The sequence below is a fragment of the Paenibacillus anseongensis genome (assembly GCF_009757995.1).
GTDB lineage: Bacteria > Bacillota > Bacilli > Paenibacillales > NBRC-103111 > Paenibacillus_E > Paenibacillus_E chondroitinus.
In genome coordinates, this window is sequence record NZ_WSEM01000012.1 from 338,322 (window position 1) to 354,780 (window position 16,459).

Annotated in this window: 18 protein-coding genes; 9 read left to right on the plus strand and 9 right to left on the minus strand. The window is 45.4% G+C overall.

Annotation, left to right across the window (positions count from 1 at the left end; translation table 11 throughout):
* The first annotated feature begins 15 nt into the window (after positions 1-15).
* Genes larE through larC form a run of 3 tightly spaced genes read left to right on the plus strand, consistent with a single transcriptional unit; the run spans position 16 to position 2,520 of the window.
* Positions 16-864: an ATP-dependent sacrificial sulfur transferase LarE gene (gene larE / locus GON05_RS13995; protein WP_157319677.1), complete on the plus strand. Its 849-nt coding sequence runs from the start codon at positions 16-18 to the stop codon at positions 862-864.
* On the plus strand, positions 861-1,637 hold the full coding sequence (larB, locus tag GON05_RS14000) for a nickel pincer cofactor biosynthesis protein LarB (RefSeq protein WP_157319678.1): 777 nt from the start codon (positions 861-863) through the stop codon (positions 1,635-1,637). The genes larE and larB overlap by 4 nt, the downstream gene beginning before the upstream one ends.
* A gap of 10 nt (positions 1,638-1,647) precedes the next feature.
* Complete coding sequence (gene larC, locus GON05_RS14005) at positions 1,648-2,520, plus strand: nickel pincer cofactor biosynthesis protein LarC (RefSeq protein ID WP_157319679.1); 873 nt, start codon at positions 1,648-1,650, stop codon at positions 2,518-2,520.
* Between the two features lie 24 nt (positions 2,521-2,544).
* Here larC and larC2 read toward each other — a convergent pair whose 3' ends face one another.
* The gene (larC2, locus tag GON05_RS14010) at positions 2,545-3,030 is read right to left on the minus strand and encodes a nickel pincer cofactor biosynthesis protein LarC2 (protein WP_181646398.1); all 486 of its coding nucleotides are present in this window, start codon (positions 3,028-3,030) and stop codon (positions 2,545-2,547) included.
* A 197-nt stretch (positions 3,031-3,227) separates the two neighbouring features.
* On the opposite strand from larC2, the gene GON05_RS14015 reads away from it, so the two are divergent.
* Positions 3,228-4,196, plus strand: coding sequence for a M23 family metallopeptidase (locus GON05_RS14015; protein ID WP_246239103.1), 969 nt, complete (start codon positions 3,228-3,230; stop codon positions 4,194-4,196).
* A gap of 9 nt (positions 4,197-4,205) precedes the next feature.
* On the opposite strand, the gene yunB is transcribed toward GON05_RS14015, so the two are convergent.
* Positions 4,206-4,997: a sporulation protein YunB gene (gene yunB, locus GON05_RS14020; RefSeq protein WP_246239104.1), complete on the minus strand. Its 792-nt coding sequence runs from the start codon at positions 4,995-4,997 to the stop codon at positions 4,206-4,208.
* A gap of 271 nt (positions 4,998-5,268) precedes the next feature.
* Here yunB and GON05_RS14025 point away from each other — a divergent pair, with 271 nt between their 5' ends.
* Positions 5,269-6,126, plus strand: coding sequence for a transposase (locus GON05_RS14025; protein ID WP_157319681.1), 858 nt, complete (start codon positions 5,269-5,271; stop codon positions 6,124-6,126).
* A gap of 99 nt (positions 6,127-6,225) precedes the next feature.
* Here the strand turns inward: GON05_RS14025 and GON05_RS14030 are convergent, their stop codons facing one another.
* Positions 6,226-7,089 carry a hypothetical protein gene (locus GON05_RS14030; RefSeq protein ID WP_157319682.1) on the minus strand — a complete coding sequence of 288 codons (864 nt, stop codon included), beginning with the start codon at positions 7,087-7,089 and terminating at the stop codon, positions 6,226-6,228.
* Between the two features lie 106 nt (positions 7,090-7,195).
* Entirely contained in the window at positions 7,196-8,095 is a 900-nt protein-coding gene (locus tag GON05_RS14035) for a LysR family transcriptional regulator (protein ID WP_157319683.1), read from the minus strand.
* A gap of 169 nt (positions 8,096-8,264) precedes the next feature.
* Between GON05_RS14035 and GON05_RS14040 the strand changes: the two genes are divergently transcribed.
* Genes GON05_RS14040 through GON05_RS14055 form a run of 4 tightly spaced genes read left to right on the plus strand, consistent with a single transcriptional unit; the run spans position 8,265 to position 13,354 of the window.
* Positions 8,265-9,227, plus strand: coding sequence for an ABC transporter ATP-binding protein (locus GON05_RS14040; protein WP_157319684.1), 963 nt, complete (start codon positions 8,265-8,267; stop codon positions 9,225-9,227).
* 39 nt (positions 9,228-9,266) lie between these two features.
* The gene (locus tag GON05_RS14045; protein ID WP_157319685.1) at positions 9,267-10,373 is read left to right on the plus strand and encodes an ABC transporter substrate-binding protein; all 1,107 of its coding nucleotides are present in this window, start codon (positions 9,267-9,269) and stop codon (positions 10,371-10,373) included.
* A gap of 24 nt (positions 10,374-10,397) precedes the next feature.
* Positions 10,398-12,056: an ABC transporter permease gene (locus GON05_RS14050; protein WP_157319686.1), complete on the plus strand. Its 1,659-nt coding sequence runs from the start codon at positions 10,398-10,400 to the stop codon at positions 12,054-12,056.
* Positions 12,053-13,354: an MBL fold metallo-hydrolase gene (locus GON05_RS14055; protein ID WP_157319687.1), complete on the plus strand. Its 1,302-nt coding sequence runs from the start codon at positions 12,053-12,055 to the stop codon at positions 13,352-13,354. The genes GON05_RS14050 and GON05_RS14055 overlap by 4 nt, the downstream gene beginning before the upstream one ends.
* A 12-nt stretch (positions 13,355-13,366) precedes the next feature.
* Here the strand turns inward: GON05_RS14055 and GON05_RS14060 are convergent, their stop codons facing one another.
* From GON05_RS14060 to GON05_RS14080, 5 genes are all read right to left on the minus strand, one after another.
* Positions 13,367-13,930, minus strand: coding sequence for a 5' nucleotidase, NT5C type (locus GON05_RS14060; RefSeq protein ID WP_181646399.1), 564 nt, complete (start codon positions 13,928-13,930; stop codon positions 13,367-13,369).
* 26 nt (positions 13,931-13,956) lie between these two features.
* Entirely contained in the window at positions 13,957-14,601 is a 645-nt protein-coding gene (locus GON05_RS14065) for a pentapeptide repeat-containing protein (RefSeq protein ID WP_157319688.1), read from the minus strand.
* Between the two features lie 34 nt (positions 14,602-14,635).
* On the minus strand, positions 14,636-15,244 hold the full coding sequence (locus tag GON05_RS14070; RefSeq protein WP_157319689.1) for a sigma-70 family RNA polymerase sigma factor: 609 nt from the start codon (positions 15,242-15,244) through the stop codon (positions 14,636-14,638).
* A 278-nt stretch (positions 15,245-15,522) separates the two neighbouring features.
* The gene (locus GON05_RS14075; protein WP_157319690.1) at positions 15,523-16,266 is read right to left on the minus strand and encodes a TerC family protein; all 744 of its coding nucleotides are present in this window, start codon (positions 16,264-16,266) and stop codon (positions 15,523-15,525) included.
* Complete coding sequence (locus tag GON05_RS14080; protein WP_157319691.1) at positions 16,235-16,444, minus strand: TerD family protein; 210 nt, start codon at positions 16,442-16,444, stop codon at positions 16,235-16,237. The genes GON05_RS14075 and GON05_RS14080 overlap by 32 nt, the downstream gene beginning before the upstream one ends.
* Positions 16,445-16,459: the final 15 nt, after the last annotated feature.

Consider the following 16,459-nt stretch of genomic DNA (forward strand, 5'->3'; position numbering starts at 1 on the left):
TGGGAGGAAAGAAACATGAGCATACAAGAAGTAACGCGAGAGAAGGATCGCAAGCTTGGCGAGATTTTAAGAGGCATGGGTCGTGTATTGATCGCCTTTTCCGGCGGAGTAGACAGCACGTTTGTCCTCAAGCGTGCACAGCAAGAGCTCGGTGATCAAGTTCTGGCCGTCACAGCGGCATCCGAAACATTCCCGTCACGGGAATTCGATGCAGCCGTCGAGCTTGCTGAACAAATTGGTGTCCGCCTGTACAAAACAGAGGTCAAAGAATTGGAGAATGCCAATTTCGTCGCCAATAATCCGGACCGCTGCTACCATTGCAAAACGGGTCTTTATTCACATCTGCAGCAATTAGCCAAAGAATTAGGTTATCCCTATATTCTGGATGGTTCCAATATGGACGATCTCGGTGATTACAGACCGGGGCTGCAAGCCAAGAACGAACAGGGCGTCCGCAGTACGCTACAAGAGGCTGGGATGACCAAAGATGAAATCAGACAGCTTTCCAAAGAGTTAGGTTTACGCACTTGGAATAAACCGTCTTTTGCTTGCCTGTCCTCCCGTATTCCCTACGGAACACAAATTGAGAAGTGGAAGATTGACCAGCTGGACGAAGGCGAGTACTTCCTTTCACAACTTGGTTTATATCAAGTACGCGTACGTCACCATGAGAAAATTGCCCGGATCGAAGTCATGCCGGATGAAATACATAAAGTGGTGGAGCATCGCGACGCAATCTATGAAAAGTTCAGTAAGCTCGGCTTTACTTACGTAACGCTGGATCTGCAAGGCTACCGAACTGGCAGCATGAACGAAGTGCTGTCTAAGGAAACCAAAGAAAAGGTGAAAGAAGCATCCTTATGATGGACTTGGATAAGATTTTGAAGCTCGTACAGACGGGCGATCTGGACGTCGAAGAAGCCAAAAGGCAAATCATCAAGGAAGGCGGCGGCGAAGGCCCCGGCAACCTTGATCTCGGATTTGCCCAGCTGGACATCGATCGCGAGAAGCGCACTGGCTTCCCCGAGGTTATTTTCGGGGAAGGCAAAACCGCCGAGCAGATCGAGGCCATCTTTCGGCGGCTGATGGAACACACCGACCGCGTGCTGGCTACGCGGGTCGACGCAGTCAAAGCCGCCCATGTTATCGCTGCCGTGGAAGGCGTCACCTACCACGAAACAGCCAGGGCGCTCACTTGGTTCAAGCGACCGATGTTGAAAGTCCACGACGGCTATATCGCCGTCGTGTGCGCAGGGACCTCCGACCTCCCCGTGGCGGAGGAGGCCGCTCTTACGGCAGAATGCCTGGGCAGCCACGTCGAACGCGTTTTCGACGTTGGTGTAGCCGGCATTCACCGGCTCTTCCGCCGGCTGGAACTTATTCGCGGTGCTAACGCGATTGTGGTCGTTGCCGGCATGGAGGGCGCGCTCGCCAGCGTGCTTGGCGGGCTCGTATCCAAACCTGTCGTTGCTGTGCCGACGAGCATCGGGTATGGCGCACACCTTGCAGGCGTGGCTCCGCTCTTGTCCATGTTAAACAGTTGTTCACCTGGTATCTCTGTCGTAAACATTGACAACGGCTTTGGAGCCGGCTATTATGCAGGGCTCATTAACAAAAATATGTCGAAACGAGCGTGAGATTCGTACCATGCGTATTCTATATTTGGACTGCTTCTCCGGAATCAGCGGCGATATGACACTTGGCGCTTTGGTTGATGCAGGGGCAGACCGGGCTTATATTGAAAGCGAGCTAACCAAAATTAAGCTTGAACCGTATGTCCTGGAATGGAAGCGTGTAATTAAGCGCGGAATTTCTGCACTAAAATTGGACGTCATCCTAGATCCGGAGCACCCGCCTAAGAAACATCGTCATTACTCAGAAATTGTCAAAGTCATTCAAGGAGCTGGATTTAATGATCGTGTCACATCGCTCAGCTTAGCCATCTTTGAGAAAATTGGCATCGCTGAAGCAAAAATCCACGGCATTCCAGTTGAAAAAGTGCATTTCCACGAAGTGGGAGCTATCGACTCCATTGTCGACATCGTGGGTGTAGCCTTGGCTATCGACTCTTTGCAAATCGAGCGCATCTTCGCATCCCCTGTACCGTTAGGCTCAGGAATCATTCATATTGATCATGGCACATACCCGGTTCCCGCTCCGGCAACCTTGGAAATGATGCGTGGTTTACCCATCGCTTCAACGAACCATAGCCTTGAGATGACCACGCCAACTGGTGCAGGTATTATTTCCGGAATAGTGGACGAGTTCTCCAAAAGCTTTCCGCCAATGATCGTAGATACCATCGGATACGGGGCAGGTACAAGGGATTTGCCTAATCAACCTAACGTGCTTCGTGTCGTGGTAGGTAAAGTGGATCCTTTCATTGGCAAATGGCAAGTCGGTCATGAGCACATCGCACATGAACATAACCACTCTCATGGCCATTCTCATGACGATCACCATCACCACCATGACCATGACCATGATCATCATCACCCGCATACGCATGATCATCAATAAGAGCAAAAAGCCTCTTCCTGAACTTTAGGAGGAGGCTTTTTTGTGCTGCAGCATAAACTGCATTCTAACTTCTTCATAGACCAATTTCAACGGCACCTGATACTCTTTGGCTATCCGTTCACATTCTTTAAATTCAGGGGCATACTGCACCAATTTACCTTGGTGATAACCAGCTTTTACCGTTAACAGTCCCCATTTGGTATCCACTTGCTCGAATTCTCTACCTAATCTATGGCAGGAAGCGTGCATATATCGAATGCCCAGCGTCGTTGTTTCGCTAAAGATTACATCTTCAATGGAAGAAAGTCGTGCCGCTTCAACCAGCACATTCAACATAATGCCTGGCCGCCCTTTTTTCATAATAATCGGTACCACATAGACATCATTAGCTCCAATATCGAAGAGCTTGTCCATAATATAAGAAACCCACTCTGGATTCATATCATCCAAGTTCGCCTGAATTAACAACATCCCATCGTCAACATGCTCTTCCCTGTGATTAAAGCTCACTCTTCTCACCTCATACAGGCATCATAGCAAAAAATGGTTGAATACGAAAGTTGTAAGGATAAACTTCCACAGAAGAGTACATCCTAAGAACTAACATTTCAGGAAGGATGATAGTGATGAAAAGCAAACCTTTTTGGGCGCGGGTTCTAGCTTGTTGCCTCCTCCTATCAGTAGCCGAATCAGGGACTCACTCACGTATGGCGGCTTCCCAAGCTGCTGCATCTGAACAGTCTTATGCCCCAGCTCCGTCGAAGGTTAACCCCAACCTGAACGCTGAGCGGAAAGAACTATTTGAGAAAACGAGTATAATTTCTGATATCCCTTGGGCTTACTTAGCTGCTGTCGATCAATATGAAAGAACAATGAATATTGCTAAGAAAAGGCCTGTGCACAAAGGAATTACAAGCATCTATTTCCCTGAGTCGGATTGGGCCGGCATGCTGAATCCAGACCAACAGGATACGAATCCAAAAAGCATTTCCTTTTTTCACGGCTACGGACGAGATGGCTCGGGGGATGGGATCGCAGAACGAAACAACGATCTGGATTTATTAGCCTCAATGGCCTTTCTCATGAGCAGAAACGGAACAAAAGAGGAAAATTTACTCATTAACCTATGGAATTATTATCAAAACTCACGCAGCGTCGAGCGCATCAAACAATTTGCTACTATTTTTAATACACTTGGCACACTCGACCTTGGAGAACATGCATTCCCACTTCCAGTGAGCGCGGATTACTCCTATCGTAGCACTTGGGGAGACAGCCGCGGCTGGGGAGGGCACCGCTCTCATGAAGGAACGGATTTATTTGCTCGGCATGGAGTGCCTGTCAGAAGCACTTGCTACGGTATAGTAGAAGTGAAAGGTTGGAATCCATACGGCGGTTGGCGAATTGGGATTCGCGATGTGAACAATATATATCATTACTACGCCCATCTTTCCGGCTTTCAAAAAAGTCTCAAAGAAAATGATATTGTCAAACCCGGGCAAACCATCGGTTGGGTTGGCAGCTCGGGTTACGGCAAGCCTGGAACGTCAGGGAAATTTCCGCCACATCTCCATTTTGGTCTTTATCGGGATAATGGGTTAACGGAATGGAGCTTCGACCCTTACCCTTCTCTCCGAAAATGGGAACGCGAAGATCGAAATAAAAGAAGAAAATAAGCCGCTCCCTTATGGAGTCGGCTCTTTTTGTATCGTTTCTTGTGATTGAATTGCGTCTCCCTTTGGTAACGTTGTTCCGACATTCGGAACCTGCGGAAGCGATAAGCTGGGCAGTCCTGCGTCCTTACTCCCTCCTACAGGATTGCCTTTGTTATCGTAATAATAAGTTGGAACATCCCCTACTACAAGGGAGTATGAAATTGGTATCTCCGTTTCTACAATCTCTGTATCTGAGTCAAAGGGGATAATAACCGATACTTCAGCAATAATGCGGACATAAACTTCGAACATCACCATATTGATCCCTGCATTTTGGGAGCGCGTGTTTAAATCAACTTTCACATTGCCAACCGGCAGCAGCCTAATCGGAATATCAGGACCAAACGAAGCGAGAATCGCACTGTTCATCGCTTGCCCAACTGGAATATGCTCAGAGATGGATTGTAAATGATCAAGCTCGCCTTGCACGGTTTTTATCGTATCTGACGTGATGCGCATATGTTCATTATAATTTAACATGAAACCTGTTATTTTTCCGTTTTTGTCCATTTTCCAATCGATAAGCTGCTCTGCTTTTGTATTCCCTGCCACATGATCCGCAATGGCGCTATTGATTGCCTGTGTGGCAATCTGCTTAATTCGAACTTTCGCCAAGTTCATCAGTGGTGGTCTAAGATTGTGTTCAACATAAATAAAAAACTGCACACAAAATAAGACAAAGATGAGAAGACTGATTAACAGCACCTTTTTGCGGTTTGATTTCCCTGTAGGTCTGCTTCTCCACCGTCGCCTTTGCAGCATCCCATTCCCCCCTTGCCCCGCTTGTCATTAGTACTACCTTATGCGGACATGGAGTGAAAAAGAAGCCTAGGAGCTGTCCTTCTTCCCACTGGATCCCGCCCCCCTCTACTGTTCCAATGTTCATATGCTATGGGCACTATCCCATTTACTCAGAAGTATAAAAATGATTTTACATATAATTATTTCCAAAAATATATTGCAATAAGAACATATGTTTGATATTATTTGAACAAGAACATAAGTTCCTATTTTTCATTTCAGGGAGGGCTAGATGGATTTTTCTCATATGTCTTTCGAGCAGTTTAAGAGTCGTTTCTCCACTGAAGATCTTTGCGCGCAATATATTTTTCACATGAAATGGCCTGAAGGCTTTATCTGCCCAAAGTGCAGCCATCGACATGCCTATATAACCAAAACTCGTAAACATCCTTTATACGAATGCAGCGATTGTCGTTATCAAGCCTCTCTAATCTCAGGAACCATTATGGAAGGTAGCCGAACCGAGCTGCGCAAATGGCTGTTAGCCATATTCCTCGTCTCCCGTACCGATCAGGGAACTACAGCTATGAGTCTTTCCAATCTCATTCAGGTTACATACAAAACCGCTTGGCTAATCTTACATAAGATTCGGTCCTTTATTCAAAACTCCGACACACAGAGTCCCCTCTCAGGCTCCGTTCGTATTCATTCAGCCATTTATGGCCGCCCATTCAATCCTTCTGTTCATAGACACCCACAAGAGCACCTTCTTCTCGTAGGTTCATCAAGTAGTGAATCGCGCGACTCAAGCTATATCAAAATCAAACATGTTCAGCTTTCTTCCCCAAAGGAAAGGCATATTTCTCGTAACGAAATTCATACATTTCGCAAACAGCATATTGAAACTGACACACAGAATGTCGAGATTATTACTGGTTTCTACACTCCAAAACGTCTTCGTCCATTGCTCGAAATTGCCAAACAAGCTAGCAGCTGGATTAACCAAACCTTCCATGGTCTTGGAGCCAAACACTTGCAAGCATATTTAGACGAATTTTGCTATCGCAGGAACCTCACCGCAAGGTACATTTCTATTTTCACTCATTTAAGCGAGCTTTGTTTTTCCAAATCGGCACACACATACACATGATCTGAGTCACGGGGATAGTGGCCATATGCAGAGCCAACATAAATAAAACCACCTTCAAAGAAGGTGGCTCAGGAGTTTACATGTATTAGTGATAAATGATTAGTAACGATCCATAATCAGCTGAGTTTTCAAAGAATCTTGAGCTAAGAACCATCCTTTACCTTGCAAATACGTAATCAGTTCATCATGCTTGGCTGAAGCTGTCGATTGACTAGTTGTTTTGAATGATGCTTCTACAACATACTCTGTCCCTGTGCCTGCTGCATTCCGAATTGGCCATACTTCGATGTATAGTTGCTGACCACTCCAAGTACCAATCGAGCGTTTGGCAAGTACGGGGCCATAAATACGAGAGGAAGACAGTTTGCTAGTCCCCCATCCGCTTGAGACCCAGTTATTAAATTTATCAGGAGCATTGTTGATAAGAAGACTGCGTGAATCAGCTTGGTTAGGAAGATCCATACCGCTATATCCTGATTTGCTGCCACTTTTCGTACGAGTAATACTCAAGGTTTTCTTTTGGTAACCCCATTCAATTTGAGCTTCATACCCTGTATCCCCTGAATTGAAGCCCTCTTGGTTAGCTAAAGTTAGCGCGCCATTGATATCATTACCTGTGATGGCATAACGTTTTTTATAACTAAGTTCGAAATCGTTCTCGCCTTCTGTTTTGCGAATTCTCGGACTCCATCCATTGTTGTAAATATCTTCAGCATTCGTGTCGAGAAATTGAACATTCATTTTCGTTACGGTTTCCGGCATGCCAAAAGCTGATCTCACGGTGCTTGTTAGCTTGAAGTCCGACCCAAGAACGGCACTCGGATTAAGAAGAAGCTTGACCTCATAATCCGGAACCATGTTGCTTGCAGCCGATGCAGATTGAGGGGCACCTCCAAATCCAACTAATGCACTTGTTCCTACGAGTGCAGCCATGACCAACTTTAATGCCTTTTTCTTAAACATTATTTCAACTCCTCTACGTTTTTGGAAAGGTTTCCCTCTCAGACAAGAGCATAAAGAAGTTTTGTCATTGGATTGTCAGCTGAACGTGTCTTTTTTGTAAAAGAATTTACTCACTCTGGACAGAATCACGCAAGTACTGGAAAAAACTATCAAAGAATGAGGACCGAATCCGATCTTCGTTGTATGTGAAATAGATATAACGTTTAAAGGGATTTTGGGGGATTTCACGATACACCAGCTCTTCTCGCTGCATCTCTTTTGCAATCGCCATCTTTGAAATAATCGAGACGCTGTCGCCGGTTAAGACCGCTTGCTTGATGGCCTCCAAGGAGTCCATCTCCATGACGGGTTTCAGTTCAATGCCTAAGCTTTTGGCCCATTTTAATGTCATGGTGCGCGTGCTAGACTCTTGTCCATGCAAAATAAAAGGAACGTCCTGTAATACCTCTGGATGAAGATTAGGTTGTCTCGCCAAGCGATGTTTCGGGTTAAAAAAGAAAACCAGCTCATCCTCACATAACGTTTCCCCGATCAGGGGCGCCCACTGAAAAGGCTCCGCCGACATAATGCCAATATCGATTTCATGATTCAAAAGCATTTCTTGAATGACAGGAGAGGTCCTGATAGTAAGCGAAATTGAAATTTGCGGATACAGTTTAGAGAACCCGCTTAAAATGCTCGGAAGCACATACGTGCCAGGCACGTAACTTGCTCCAATCTTCAAATGTCCGCTCCCTCTCTCATCAAACTCCTTTACAACTCTCTCCGCTTCTTGAGCCAACGCATTAATCTTCTTTGCATAGTGGTTCAAGGATTGTCCCGCTTCTGTTAAATGCACTTTTCCTGCTTTTGAATAAAATAAACCTACGCCTAACTCTTGCTCCAAGCTTTTCATATGAAAGGAAACCGTCGGCTGCTTCAACCCTAATTGATCGGCAACTGTGGTAATTCGTTTGTGTTTATCCAGTAGCTCTACGATTTGTAGCTTAATTAAATTCCAGTTCATTGTAAAACTCTCCTTATCCATCATGGCCTGCAAAATCATTATAGAAAAAATCTATGGAGAATAATAGATTCCCAACAAAAACTTAACAATAGATTTACCTTAAGTTGACACTCCGCTAATTTTGCTCGCCTAAACTAAGATTGTTCCTAAGAACGGAAGGAAGCTTGAGATGACTTTACAACTTCACGGTATCAACAAATCCTTCGGCGCCTCGCCGGCGCTCAAGGACATTCAACTAACCCTTACCAAAGGGAAATTTACAACTTTGTTAGGACCATCTGGGTGCGGTAAGACAACATTGCTCCGAATCATTGCAGGTCTAGAGTCTCCAGATCAAGGTGAGATTCATTTGGGAGATGTTTGTCTCTTCTCCAAGAGTCGCAGAATTAACCGCCCAGTTCATCAACGAGATTTTGGTATGGTGTTTCAGGATTTTGCCCTTTGGCCGCATTTGACGGTCTTGGAGAATGTTGCTTTTGGACTCAAGGCAAAAGGCGATACAACAAATTGGCGTCAACGTGCAATGGAAGCTATTGACTTGGTTCAACTTATGGGAATGGAGAAGCGATATCCCCATCAACTGTCCGGCGGACAACAACAGCGGGTCGCACTTGCCCGGGCCATTGTGGTTCGTCCACAGCTTGTCTTATTCGATGAGCCCATGAGTGCTTTAGACGCTCTATTGCGCGAAGAAATGCGTATCGAACTTATGAATCTGGTACGAAATATTGGCTTTACGGCCATTTATGTGACGCACGACCAGATCGAAGCCATGTCCATGTCGGATGAAATTGTCGTCATGCAAAGCGGGGTCATTTTGCAAAAAGACACACCTGAGGCCATTTATCGTAAGCCTACCCACCCGTTTACAGCCCGTTTTATCGGTAAGACCAATTGGCTGGAGACGGACAAGCGGCTCATTCGCCCTGAACATATCCGTTGGGAACGTTTGACGGAACAAGACCTTGTGTATTCAGGGGTAGTACAAGCTGTCAGCTATATCGGCGAGCGCTATGAAATCAGTGTAGATGTTGGTGAAAAGGAAGTTTGGATGGCCTATCATCCATCACGGTTGGCGATAGGTGAAAATGTAAACCTTTATATTTCAAAAGAACAGATTCATGAATTGTAGTGAGTTGAAATCAACCAAAATTGAGAGGGTGCATGTAAAATGAAAACGAAAATGAAGAAAAACTTTCAAATGAGTACCATAGCTTTGATGTCCGTTCTATTAGGTGTTAGCTTAACTGGCTGCGGCACAGCAAGCAAAACCTCCAATTCAGGCCCATCTACTGCAACTCCAGCTGCGCCAACTGCTTCAACCGCTGCTGCAACAGTGGCACCAACGCCTGAGGCTAAAAAGCTTAGCGGAAAAATTGTTGTTTACAGTGCAGGCCCGGCTGATCTCGCTACCAATATCCAAAAAGGCTTTAAAGCCAAAACAGGTGTGGAAGTTGAAATGTTCCAAGGCACAACAGGTAAAATTTTAGCTCGTATGGAAGCCGAGAAAGCAAATCCTGTTGTTGACGTCGTTGTCTTAGCTTCCCTCCCTTCAGCAATTGGTATGACAAAAAGCGGATTAACACTACCCTTCAAAGAAGCTAAAAATGCCGACAAGTTGATTTCAGATTATTCCGATAAAGATGGAAATTATTTCAGCTACAGCCTGTCTGCACTAGGTATTGCTTACAACACCAAGACGGTTACTAACCCTCCAAAAGAGTGGAGCGACCTAACTAAACCAGAATGGAAAGATAAAGTGAATATTCCGGATCCTGCTCAGTCTGGTTCAGCACTTGATTTCATGACAGGCTACGCGAATAAAAACGGTGATTCTGCTTGGGACTTGTTTGGTAAAGTGAAAGCTAATGGTGCTATTATTGCAGGTGCAAACCAAGAAGCTATGGATCCTGTTATTTCCGGTGCTAAAAGCATCGTAATGGCAAGCGTTGACTACATGACATATGCCTCCAAAGCAAAAGGCGAACCAATTGATTTAATTTATCCTGCAAGTGGGACAGTCATCTCACCACGCCCTGCCATGATTATGAAGTCCAGTAAAAATGTAGATGCATCTAAAGCATTTATTGAGTACCTACTTTCTGACGAAGCGCAAAAAATGGTTACTGACTCCTACCTGCTTTCCGGACGCAGTGATATCCAAGTACAAGGAAGAGTAAGCGCGAAAGACATTCCTGCCATTAAGGTTGACTGGAATTGGATGAATGATAATCAAGCCGGCGTGACACAGAAATTTACGCAATTGTTCAAAAAGTAAGCTCCGGACGGGGATGACGATTAAATGGTATTCAAACGTACGGGGACGTTTCTGGCATTGCTGCTTCTAGCAATGCTGGTCGTCCTTCCTCTTTTATTTGTATCGTTCAAAAGTATTTGGGTGAATGGCTCACTCGATTTATTGACACCCATTCGGGTCGTGTTGGAGAAGGATCTGACTGGTGTATTCAGTCACTCTTTAATGCTCGGTATATGGGTCGTGGTTGGTTGTACGCTGCTTGCGCTCCCCTTAGCTTGGATCATGGCCAAAACACCGCTTCGCAAGCATCGTTGGCTCGATATTGTGCTGCTCATACCGTTCATGACACCGCCGTATATTGGCTCCATGGGATGGATCTTATTTATGCAGCCTCGCGGGTATCTTGAGCAATTTTTTCCAGGGGCGCAATGGATTAGCAGCCATTTCTTTAGCTTATTTGGAATGATTACGATTATGAGCCTTCATTTATTTCCGTTTCTGTATTTAATTTTACGCAATGCGATTCTCCAAATTGGCAGCAACAAAGAAGAGGCTGCCGCTGTTCATGGGGCCAGCTTCTTTTATTCGCTACGCCGTGTCATGCTGCCGTTAGTATTCTCCAGCTATATCATGGGCGCACTGCTTATCTTCGTCAAAACATTGGCTGAATTCGGCACACCGGCAACATTCGGCCGGCGCATCGGGTATTTCGTGTTAACGACCGAAATCCAAGCCTCAATCTCCAGTTGGCCTGTCGACTTTGGGAAAGCAACATCGCTAGCCTCCCTATTATTACTGGCTTGTCTTGTACTTTGGTACATCCAATCGGTAGTAGTTCGCCGGAATTCTTATAATCTTGTCGGCGGCAAAGGCACCCGTGACAAAGTTTCCTTCTATCTCGGCTGGCAGCAAGCGATAGCCTGGCTTTATGTAGCTCTGTTACTCGCTGCATCCATCGGCATCCCGTATTTCTCCATCATTTCAGCTTCGCTGATGAAGCTGCGTGGAGGCGGGCTGGCGTGGAACAATCTGACGCTCCTTCATTATGGCGAGCTGCTGAAATGGGGCTCACCAAGCATGAAGGCGCTGCTGAACAGCCTCGGGCTCGCCCTGCTCGCCGCTTGCTTAGCTGCCGCGCTTGGCACCTGGTTCGCCTTGACGATCGGCCGCGCCAAGCGTCTGCCGCAGCGCATAACCGATATGTTCAGCCTGCTGCCGAACACAGTGCCCGATATGGTCCTCGTCGTTGGACTCATTATGTTATGGAATGCGCCATGGATGCCGCTGCATCTCTACAACACCTACGGCATGGTCGTCCTCACTTACGTGGTGTTCTTCCTGCCGTATACGGTCCAATACGTCAAGGCACGTAACGGCCAGCTGGACGAATCCTTGCGGCAAGCCGGGCAAGTCTTCGGCGGGCAGCCCTTGTACGTGTTCCGACGTATTGTCCTGCCACTGCTGCTGCCGGGTATTATCGCCGGCTGGATGATGACCTTCACCATCTCGCTTAGAGAGCTAGTCGCCTCACTGATGGTGCTTCCGCCATCGATGCAAACGTCGGCCACCTATATTTTTGCTCAATTTGAACAAGGTCAAATTTCGCTCGGCATGGCGATGGCCGTCGTTTCCGTCGGTCTCACCACTGTGCTGCTGCTTATTGTGAACAACATGAATACAAACAGAAAGTGGAATGTGGAATGATGCAATTGAACGTTTGGGGCGGCGCTGGCGAGCACGGCCGCTCCTGTTATTGGATAGGTAATGAACAGACATCCATTCTGCTCGATTGTGGTGTAAAACGGGAGGGATTCGGAGAATATCCGCTGATCGATCCGACCAAGGTTGCGGAATTGGACGCTGTATTTCTTTCTCACGCGCATGAGGATCACTCAATCGCCATCCCTTCCCTATACAAGCTAGGTTATTCCGGCAAGGTGTATACGACCCGCCTAACCGCACAACAGCTTCCTGGGTATTATGCCGCTTGGGAGAAACATATCAAACTGCAAGGTGGAGAATTGCCCTACGATGAAGCGGATATCGCGCGAGTCCAATACGCTTTCATCGAAGACATGGCCCCGCCTCAGCAATGGATTGAGCTCTCTCCAACACTTCGCATATGTTGGGGGCGCAGCGGTCATATGCTGGGTTCGATATGGATGCTTCTAGAAATTAATGGGAAGCGATTGTTTTTTTCCGGAGATTACAGCGAAGATGCCCTGCTTCTGGGCACAGATGTACCAGTGGACATCATCAATGGAGGCATTCCTCTAGATGTAGCAATTATTGATGCCGCTTATAGCACTGATACGGAGTACCAAAACGAGAAGCTGGAGAAGCTTTTCACTACGGCTGAGGAGATTTTAAATGAAGGTGGTCAACTGCTGCTGCCTGTTCCTGTTTGCGGTAGAGGGCAAGACCTGCTCCTGCTTATGCGTCAGCGATTCCCCGAAACGCCGATACGGGCCGAATATGAGCTCATTCAGGCTATGGAGCTAATGCTGCAACATGCCGATTGGTTGAAACCAGGCATGGAACACGTCGTCACGGAGGCTTTGAATAATGAAAGCTTTGAATTCATCCACAATGAGGATCAACGTGAACGATTATTCCACGAGGATATGGCCAATTCAAGGGCTGCTATCTGGTTTACAAGCGATGGGATGATGCAATCTCCCAAATCTCAATGGTACTACGAGCAGTTTCGTACAAACATGACGAATGGCATTCTTTTAACCGGACACGTCGCTATGGGAACAAGAGCACAGCGGCTTCTAGCGATGAGCGATGAAGAACGCGGCTGTCAATTAAAAATGGTTCGATACAAGATCCATCAAGGGTTGCCTGATGTGCGCAAGATGACGCAATCGTTAAGCAGCAAACATAAGCTTCTAGTCCATGCTCCAAAAAAAGAAACAGATGCCCTGCTTAAGCAGCTAGCATCTGAAGGTATTGAACATTTACTTTCCTTACAACCGGGTGATACAGTCAATTTGTAGCTATACCACTTATTATGATTTCAGCTCTTCCCACAACTGATCCCAAGAAGTTATCCGAGGCAAATTGAGATGCTGATTGTAGGATCGGTCTTTTACATAAGCTTTCACTGGCAATTGAGATAAAGTCTCAAGCACTTTCGGCTTATCGTCGAAATAATAATCCAATTGCAAGTCCTCGATAATATGTACTTTCTCGGAATCACTCATTCCGCAATAGAAATGACCTTCCGCAACGGGAAAACCATTTTGAATAAGCCACTCTCGCGTCCGTTCCGTATGCTCTTTCGCTCTTGCCGTAATATAGTAAACCTCATGACCCTGTTTAACTAACTCGTGCAAGATCTCACGTGCATGCGGGAATGGAGCACAGTCGGAGTAATAAATATCATCGCGGAGGCTCAGCCAGAGCTTCCCTCCCTCTTCTTTCGTCAACCCGAAAGCGTCATGAATCTCCATGGTAGTTAGAGCCTGAAACACATCCAACCCGATATTTTGATTCAGCTTGCGATTATAGATGTGAAAAGCATGTTCTCTTAAATTAATGAGTGTATCATCAATATCAAAACCAAATTTCACCGTTGCCCCTCATTTCACTAGTACCTTTATTCCTTTAGTATAAGCCCAAAAAGACTTGCAAATACAGAAGCTTGCCCTCTCGAAATGATGCAGCCGCGTAATTCTTCCACACCCACGCCTAGACTAGTGAAATCGCAGGAACTAAGATCGATTCCAGCCAATTTGGCTCCTGTGAACTGAGCACGATCCAGCTTACATGCCTCAAAGTACATCTTTTGCAGCGTTGTCTCATAGAAATCAGCACTTAAAAGTGAACACTCTTCAAAAGCAACTTGTCTGAAATTAGCCATCCGGAAATTAACATAATCCCCTAAACAAGAATCGAACAACACATTTCGAATGGTCGCACCTGTCAAATCCATCCCGATAATTTTGCAATTTCTAAATTCGGTTCTATGGATCGTAGCTTCTCCGAAATCTACATTCGATAAATCACATTTCTCGAAGATGACGTCGGTCAGCTCAATGTCTTTCATAGCAATTCGTGTGAAGGTGACATTTCGGAAAATAATTTTATCAAAAGCAACTTTTGACGCTTTCTGATTATCTATTATACAATCGCTTATAATTCCAGTGTGAAAGCTATCTTCCGAGTTCATTCCCTCATCGGGCAGTGATATCGGAGGCAACTCTTTCGGCATCTTTGGTGCTTCAATTTTGGAAGTGCTCATTCGGATGCTCCTCTGTCTACTAGAATGATTATGTTTAAAAAATAAAAACGGATGTCAGGCTTTGCAGCATAAAGAATAGCGAGCCCCATTTACGTTTAATGTAATTTCGGCCGCGAAATAGCCTTGTTTTGATTGTCGTCACAGGTAAGTTCACTTCTTTGCTGATGTCTTCCAGAGACATATCTAGAAAGTATTTATACACGATCAGCGTTTTATATTTATCGGGCAGCTCGCGAATCATCAGCTCTACCTGTTCGGCTGTTTCTTGCTCAATTAATTGAAGTTCAGGTGTTTTCTCAAGGCTTGTCAGCTTATCATAAAAAGGCAGCGCATCTTGAAACGAATTTGGATTCGTATCCATGGACAACTCCGACTTCTTTTTACGCAAAAAATCAATGGTCACATTTTTGCCAATGCTAAAAATCCAAGTAGAGAAATTTTTACTCGCGTCAAAGCGATGGGAGTGCTGATACGCTCGTAGAAACGTCTCTTGTACGACATCCTCCGAATCTGACTTGTTACGCAGCATCCGATAGGCTAACCGGTAAATTCTGTCCTTATACAGCTCAAGAAGTCGGCTGAACGCTTTCGAATCCCCTTGAGTCCACATTGTTGCAAGCTGACTATCGCTTAATTGCAGCATGTTACAGCTCCTTTTTCTTAACTGCCATCTTTTCGACTCTATCTTTATATTCTACCAAATCGAATCAAAAAAAAGAAACCTTTACAGGTTCCATAGGTGTCTATTTATCGATAAATTTGGACACAGATTCTGCTTTTTCAGAGGCTGCGACGACAATGATCACGAGAATGATTCCACAGAGTATAAACCCGCCTATTATCATGCTGTGCACCTTCTTTGAATGAGTTGAGATCCTCTTATTCAAAGATATGATGCACAGTTTCAATTATGCACTCTTTTTAGTTGTGAGATTCTGATTTATTCTTATTGCGCAGTAGACTGAGAATAATTGTACCGCCAAACAAAGCAATAATCACGGAGAAGAAAAGAACATGGGAGATATGGATTCCAAAAGCGCCGGCAATCATCTTAAGACCGATTACGATAATAAGAATGAAAGCTGTTTTTTCCAATTCCGGAATTTTATCAATTAATTTCAAGAAGACTTGGGCCACGCCTCTCATCATGAGTACACCCAAAATACCTCCGAGGAACAGTACCCACACCTTTTCACTGACTCCAAAAGCAGCAAGCACGCTGTCCACACTAAATGCAATATCCATCACTTCTACCGCTAATACTGTACGCCAGAAGGAAAGACCTTTGTTCTTGACTTCGCCATTCTCATCCTCTTCATGTTTCTTGAAGAAGAGATTACTGATTGCGATCCAGAGGAGATACAGACCACCAAGTACTTTAATCCATGTAATTTGAACTAAGAATGTACCCACACCGATAGCTACAAATCTAAAGATGTACGCACCAATAAGTCCGTAAAATAACGCCTTTTTCTGCTGTTCCTTAGGTAAATGTCTCACCATAACCGCGAGTACCAACGCATTATCCGCCGAAAGCAAGCCCTCTAAGATAACAAGTGTACCGATAATCCCCCAGTTTACGGGATCTGTCACTGTTTCCGATAACACTTCCCAGCTAAAAAAGCTAAGAAAGTTATTGATGAAACTTTGAAAAAAATCTGTCATGCTCCTTGCCCCTCCTGTAATTATCCCTAGTATTTACTGTCTGCAACCCACTCTCATACCCATCCGAGGAGTCAGATCCAATAGCGCTAACTTTACACGCTGCGCCATATCTATATAATTCTCCTGCAACTATAGCTGTCTCGATGGAGAAGTGATTTTCCAGTTCATATTCCAGCATATCTTGCTAGTGCCT

Excerpts from the sequence above, each read along its gene's own strand:
- GON05_RS14050 (WP_157319686.1), top strand. The coding sequence starts at position 10,398 with ATGGTATTCAAACGTACGGGGACGTTTCTGGCATTGCTGCTTCTAGCA.
- GON05_RS14025 (WP_157319681.1), top strand. The coding sequence starts at position 5,269 with ATGGATTTTTCTCATATGTCTTTCGAGCAGTTTAAGAGTCGTTTCTCC.
- GON05_RS14075 (WP_157319690.1), bottom strand. The coding sequence starts at position 16,266 with ATGACAGATTTTTTTCAAAGTTTCATCAATAACTTTCTTAGCTTTTTT.
- GON05_RS14035 (WP_157319683.1), bottom strand. The coding sequence starts at position 8,095 with ATGAACTGGAATTTAATTAAGCTACAAATCGTAGAGCTACTGGATAAA.
- GON05_RS14065 (WP_157319688.1), bottom strand. The coding sequence starts at position 14,601 with ATGAGCACTTCCAAAATTGAAGCACCAAAGATGCCGAAAGAGTTGCCT.
- larC (WP_157319679.1), top strand. The coding sequence starts at position 1,648 with ATGCGTATTCTATATTTGGACTGCTTCTCCGGAATCAGCGGCGATATG.
- larB (WP_157319678.1), top strand. The coding sequence starts at position 861 with ATGATGGACTTGGATAAGATTTTGAAGCTCGTACAGACGGGCGATCTG.
- larE (WP_157319677.1), top strand. The coding sequence starts at position 16 with ATGAGCATACAAGAAGTAACGCGAGAGAAGGATCGCAAGCTTGGCGAG.
- GON05_RS14080 (WP_157319691.1), bottom strand. The coding sequence starts at position 16,444 with ATGCTGGAATATGAACTGGAAAATCACTTCTCCATCGAGACAGCTATA.
- yunB (WP_246239104.1), bottom strand. The coding sequence starts at position 4,997 with ATGCTGCAAAGGCGACGGTGGAGAAGCAGACCTACAGGGAAATCAAAC.
- GON05_RS14030 (WP_157319682.1), bottom strand. The coding sequence starts at position 7,089 with ATGTTTAAGAAAAAGGCATTAAAGTTGGTCATGGCTGCACTCGTAGGA.
- GON05_RS14055 (WP_157319687.1), top strand. The coding sequence starts at position 12,053 with ATGATGCAATTGAACGTTTGGGGCGGCGCTGGCGAGCACGGCCGCTCC.
- GON05_RS14015 (WP_246239103.1), top strand. The coding sequence starts at position 3,228 with ATGGCGGCTTCCCAAGCTGCTGCATCTGAACAGTCTTATGCCCCAGCT.
- GON05_RS14040 (WP_157319684.1), top strand. The coding sequence starts at position 8,265 with ATGACTTTACAACTTCACGGTATCAACAAATCCTTCGGCGCCTCGCCG.
- GON05_RS14045 (WP_157319685.1), top strand. The coding sequence starts at position 9,267 with ATGAAAACGAAAATGAAGAAAAACTTTCAAATGAGTACCATAGCTTTG.
- GON05_RS14070 (WP_157319689.1), bottom strand. The coding sequence starts at position 15,244 with ATGCTGCAATTAAGCGATAGTCAGCTTGCAACAATGTGGACTCAAGGG.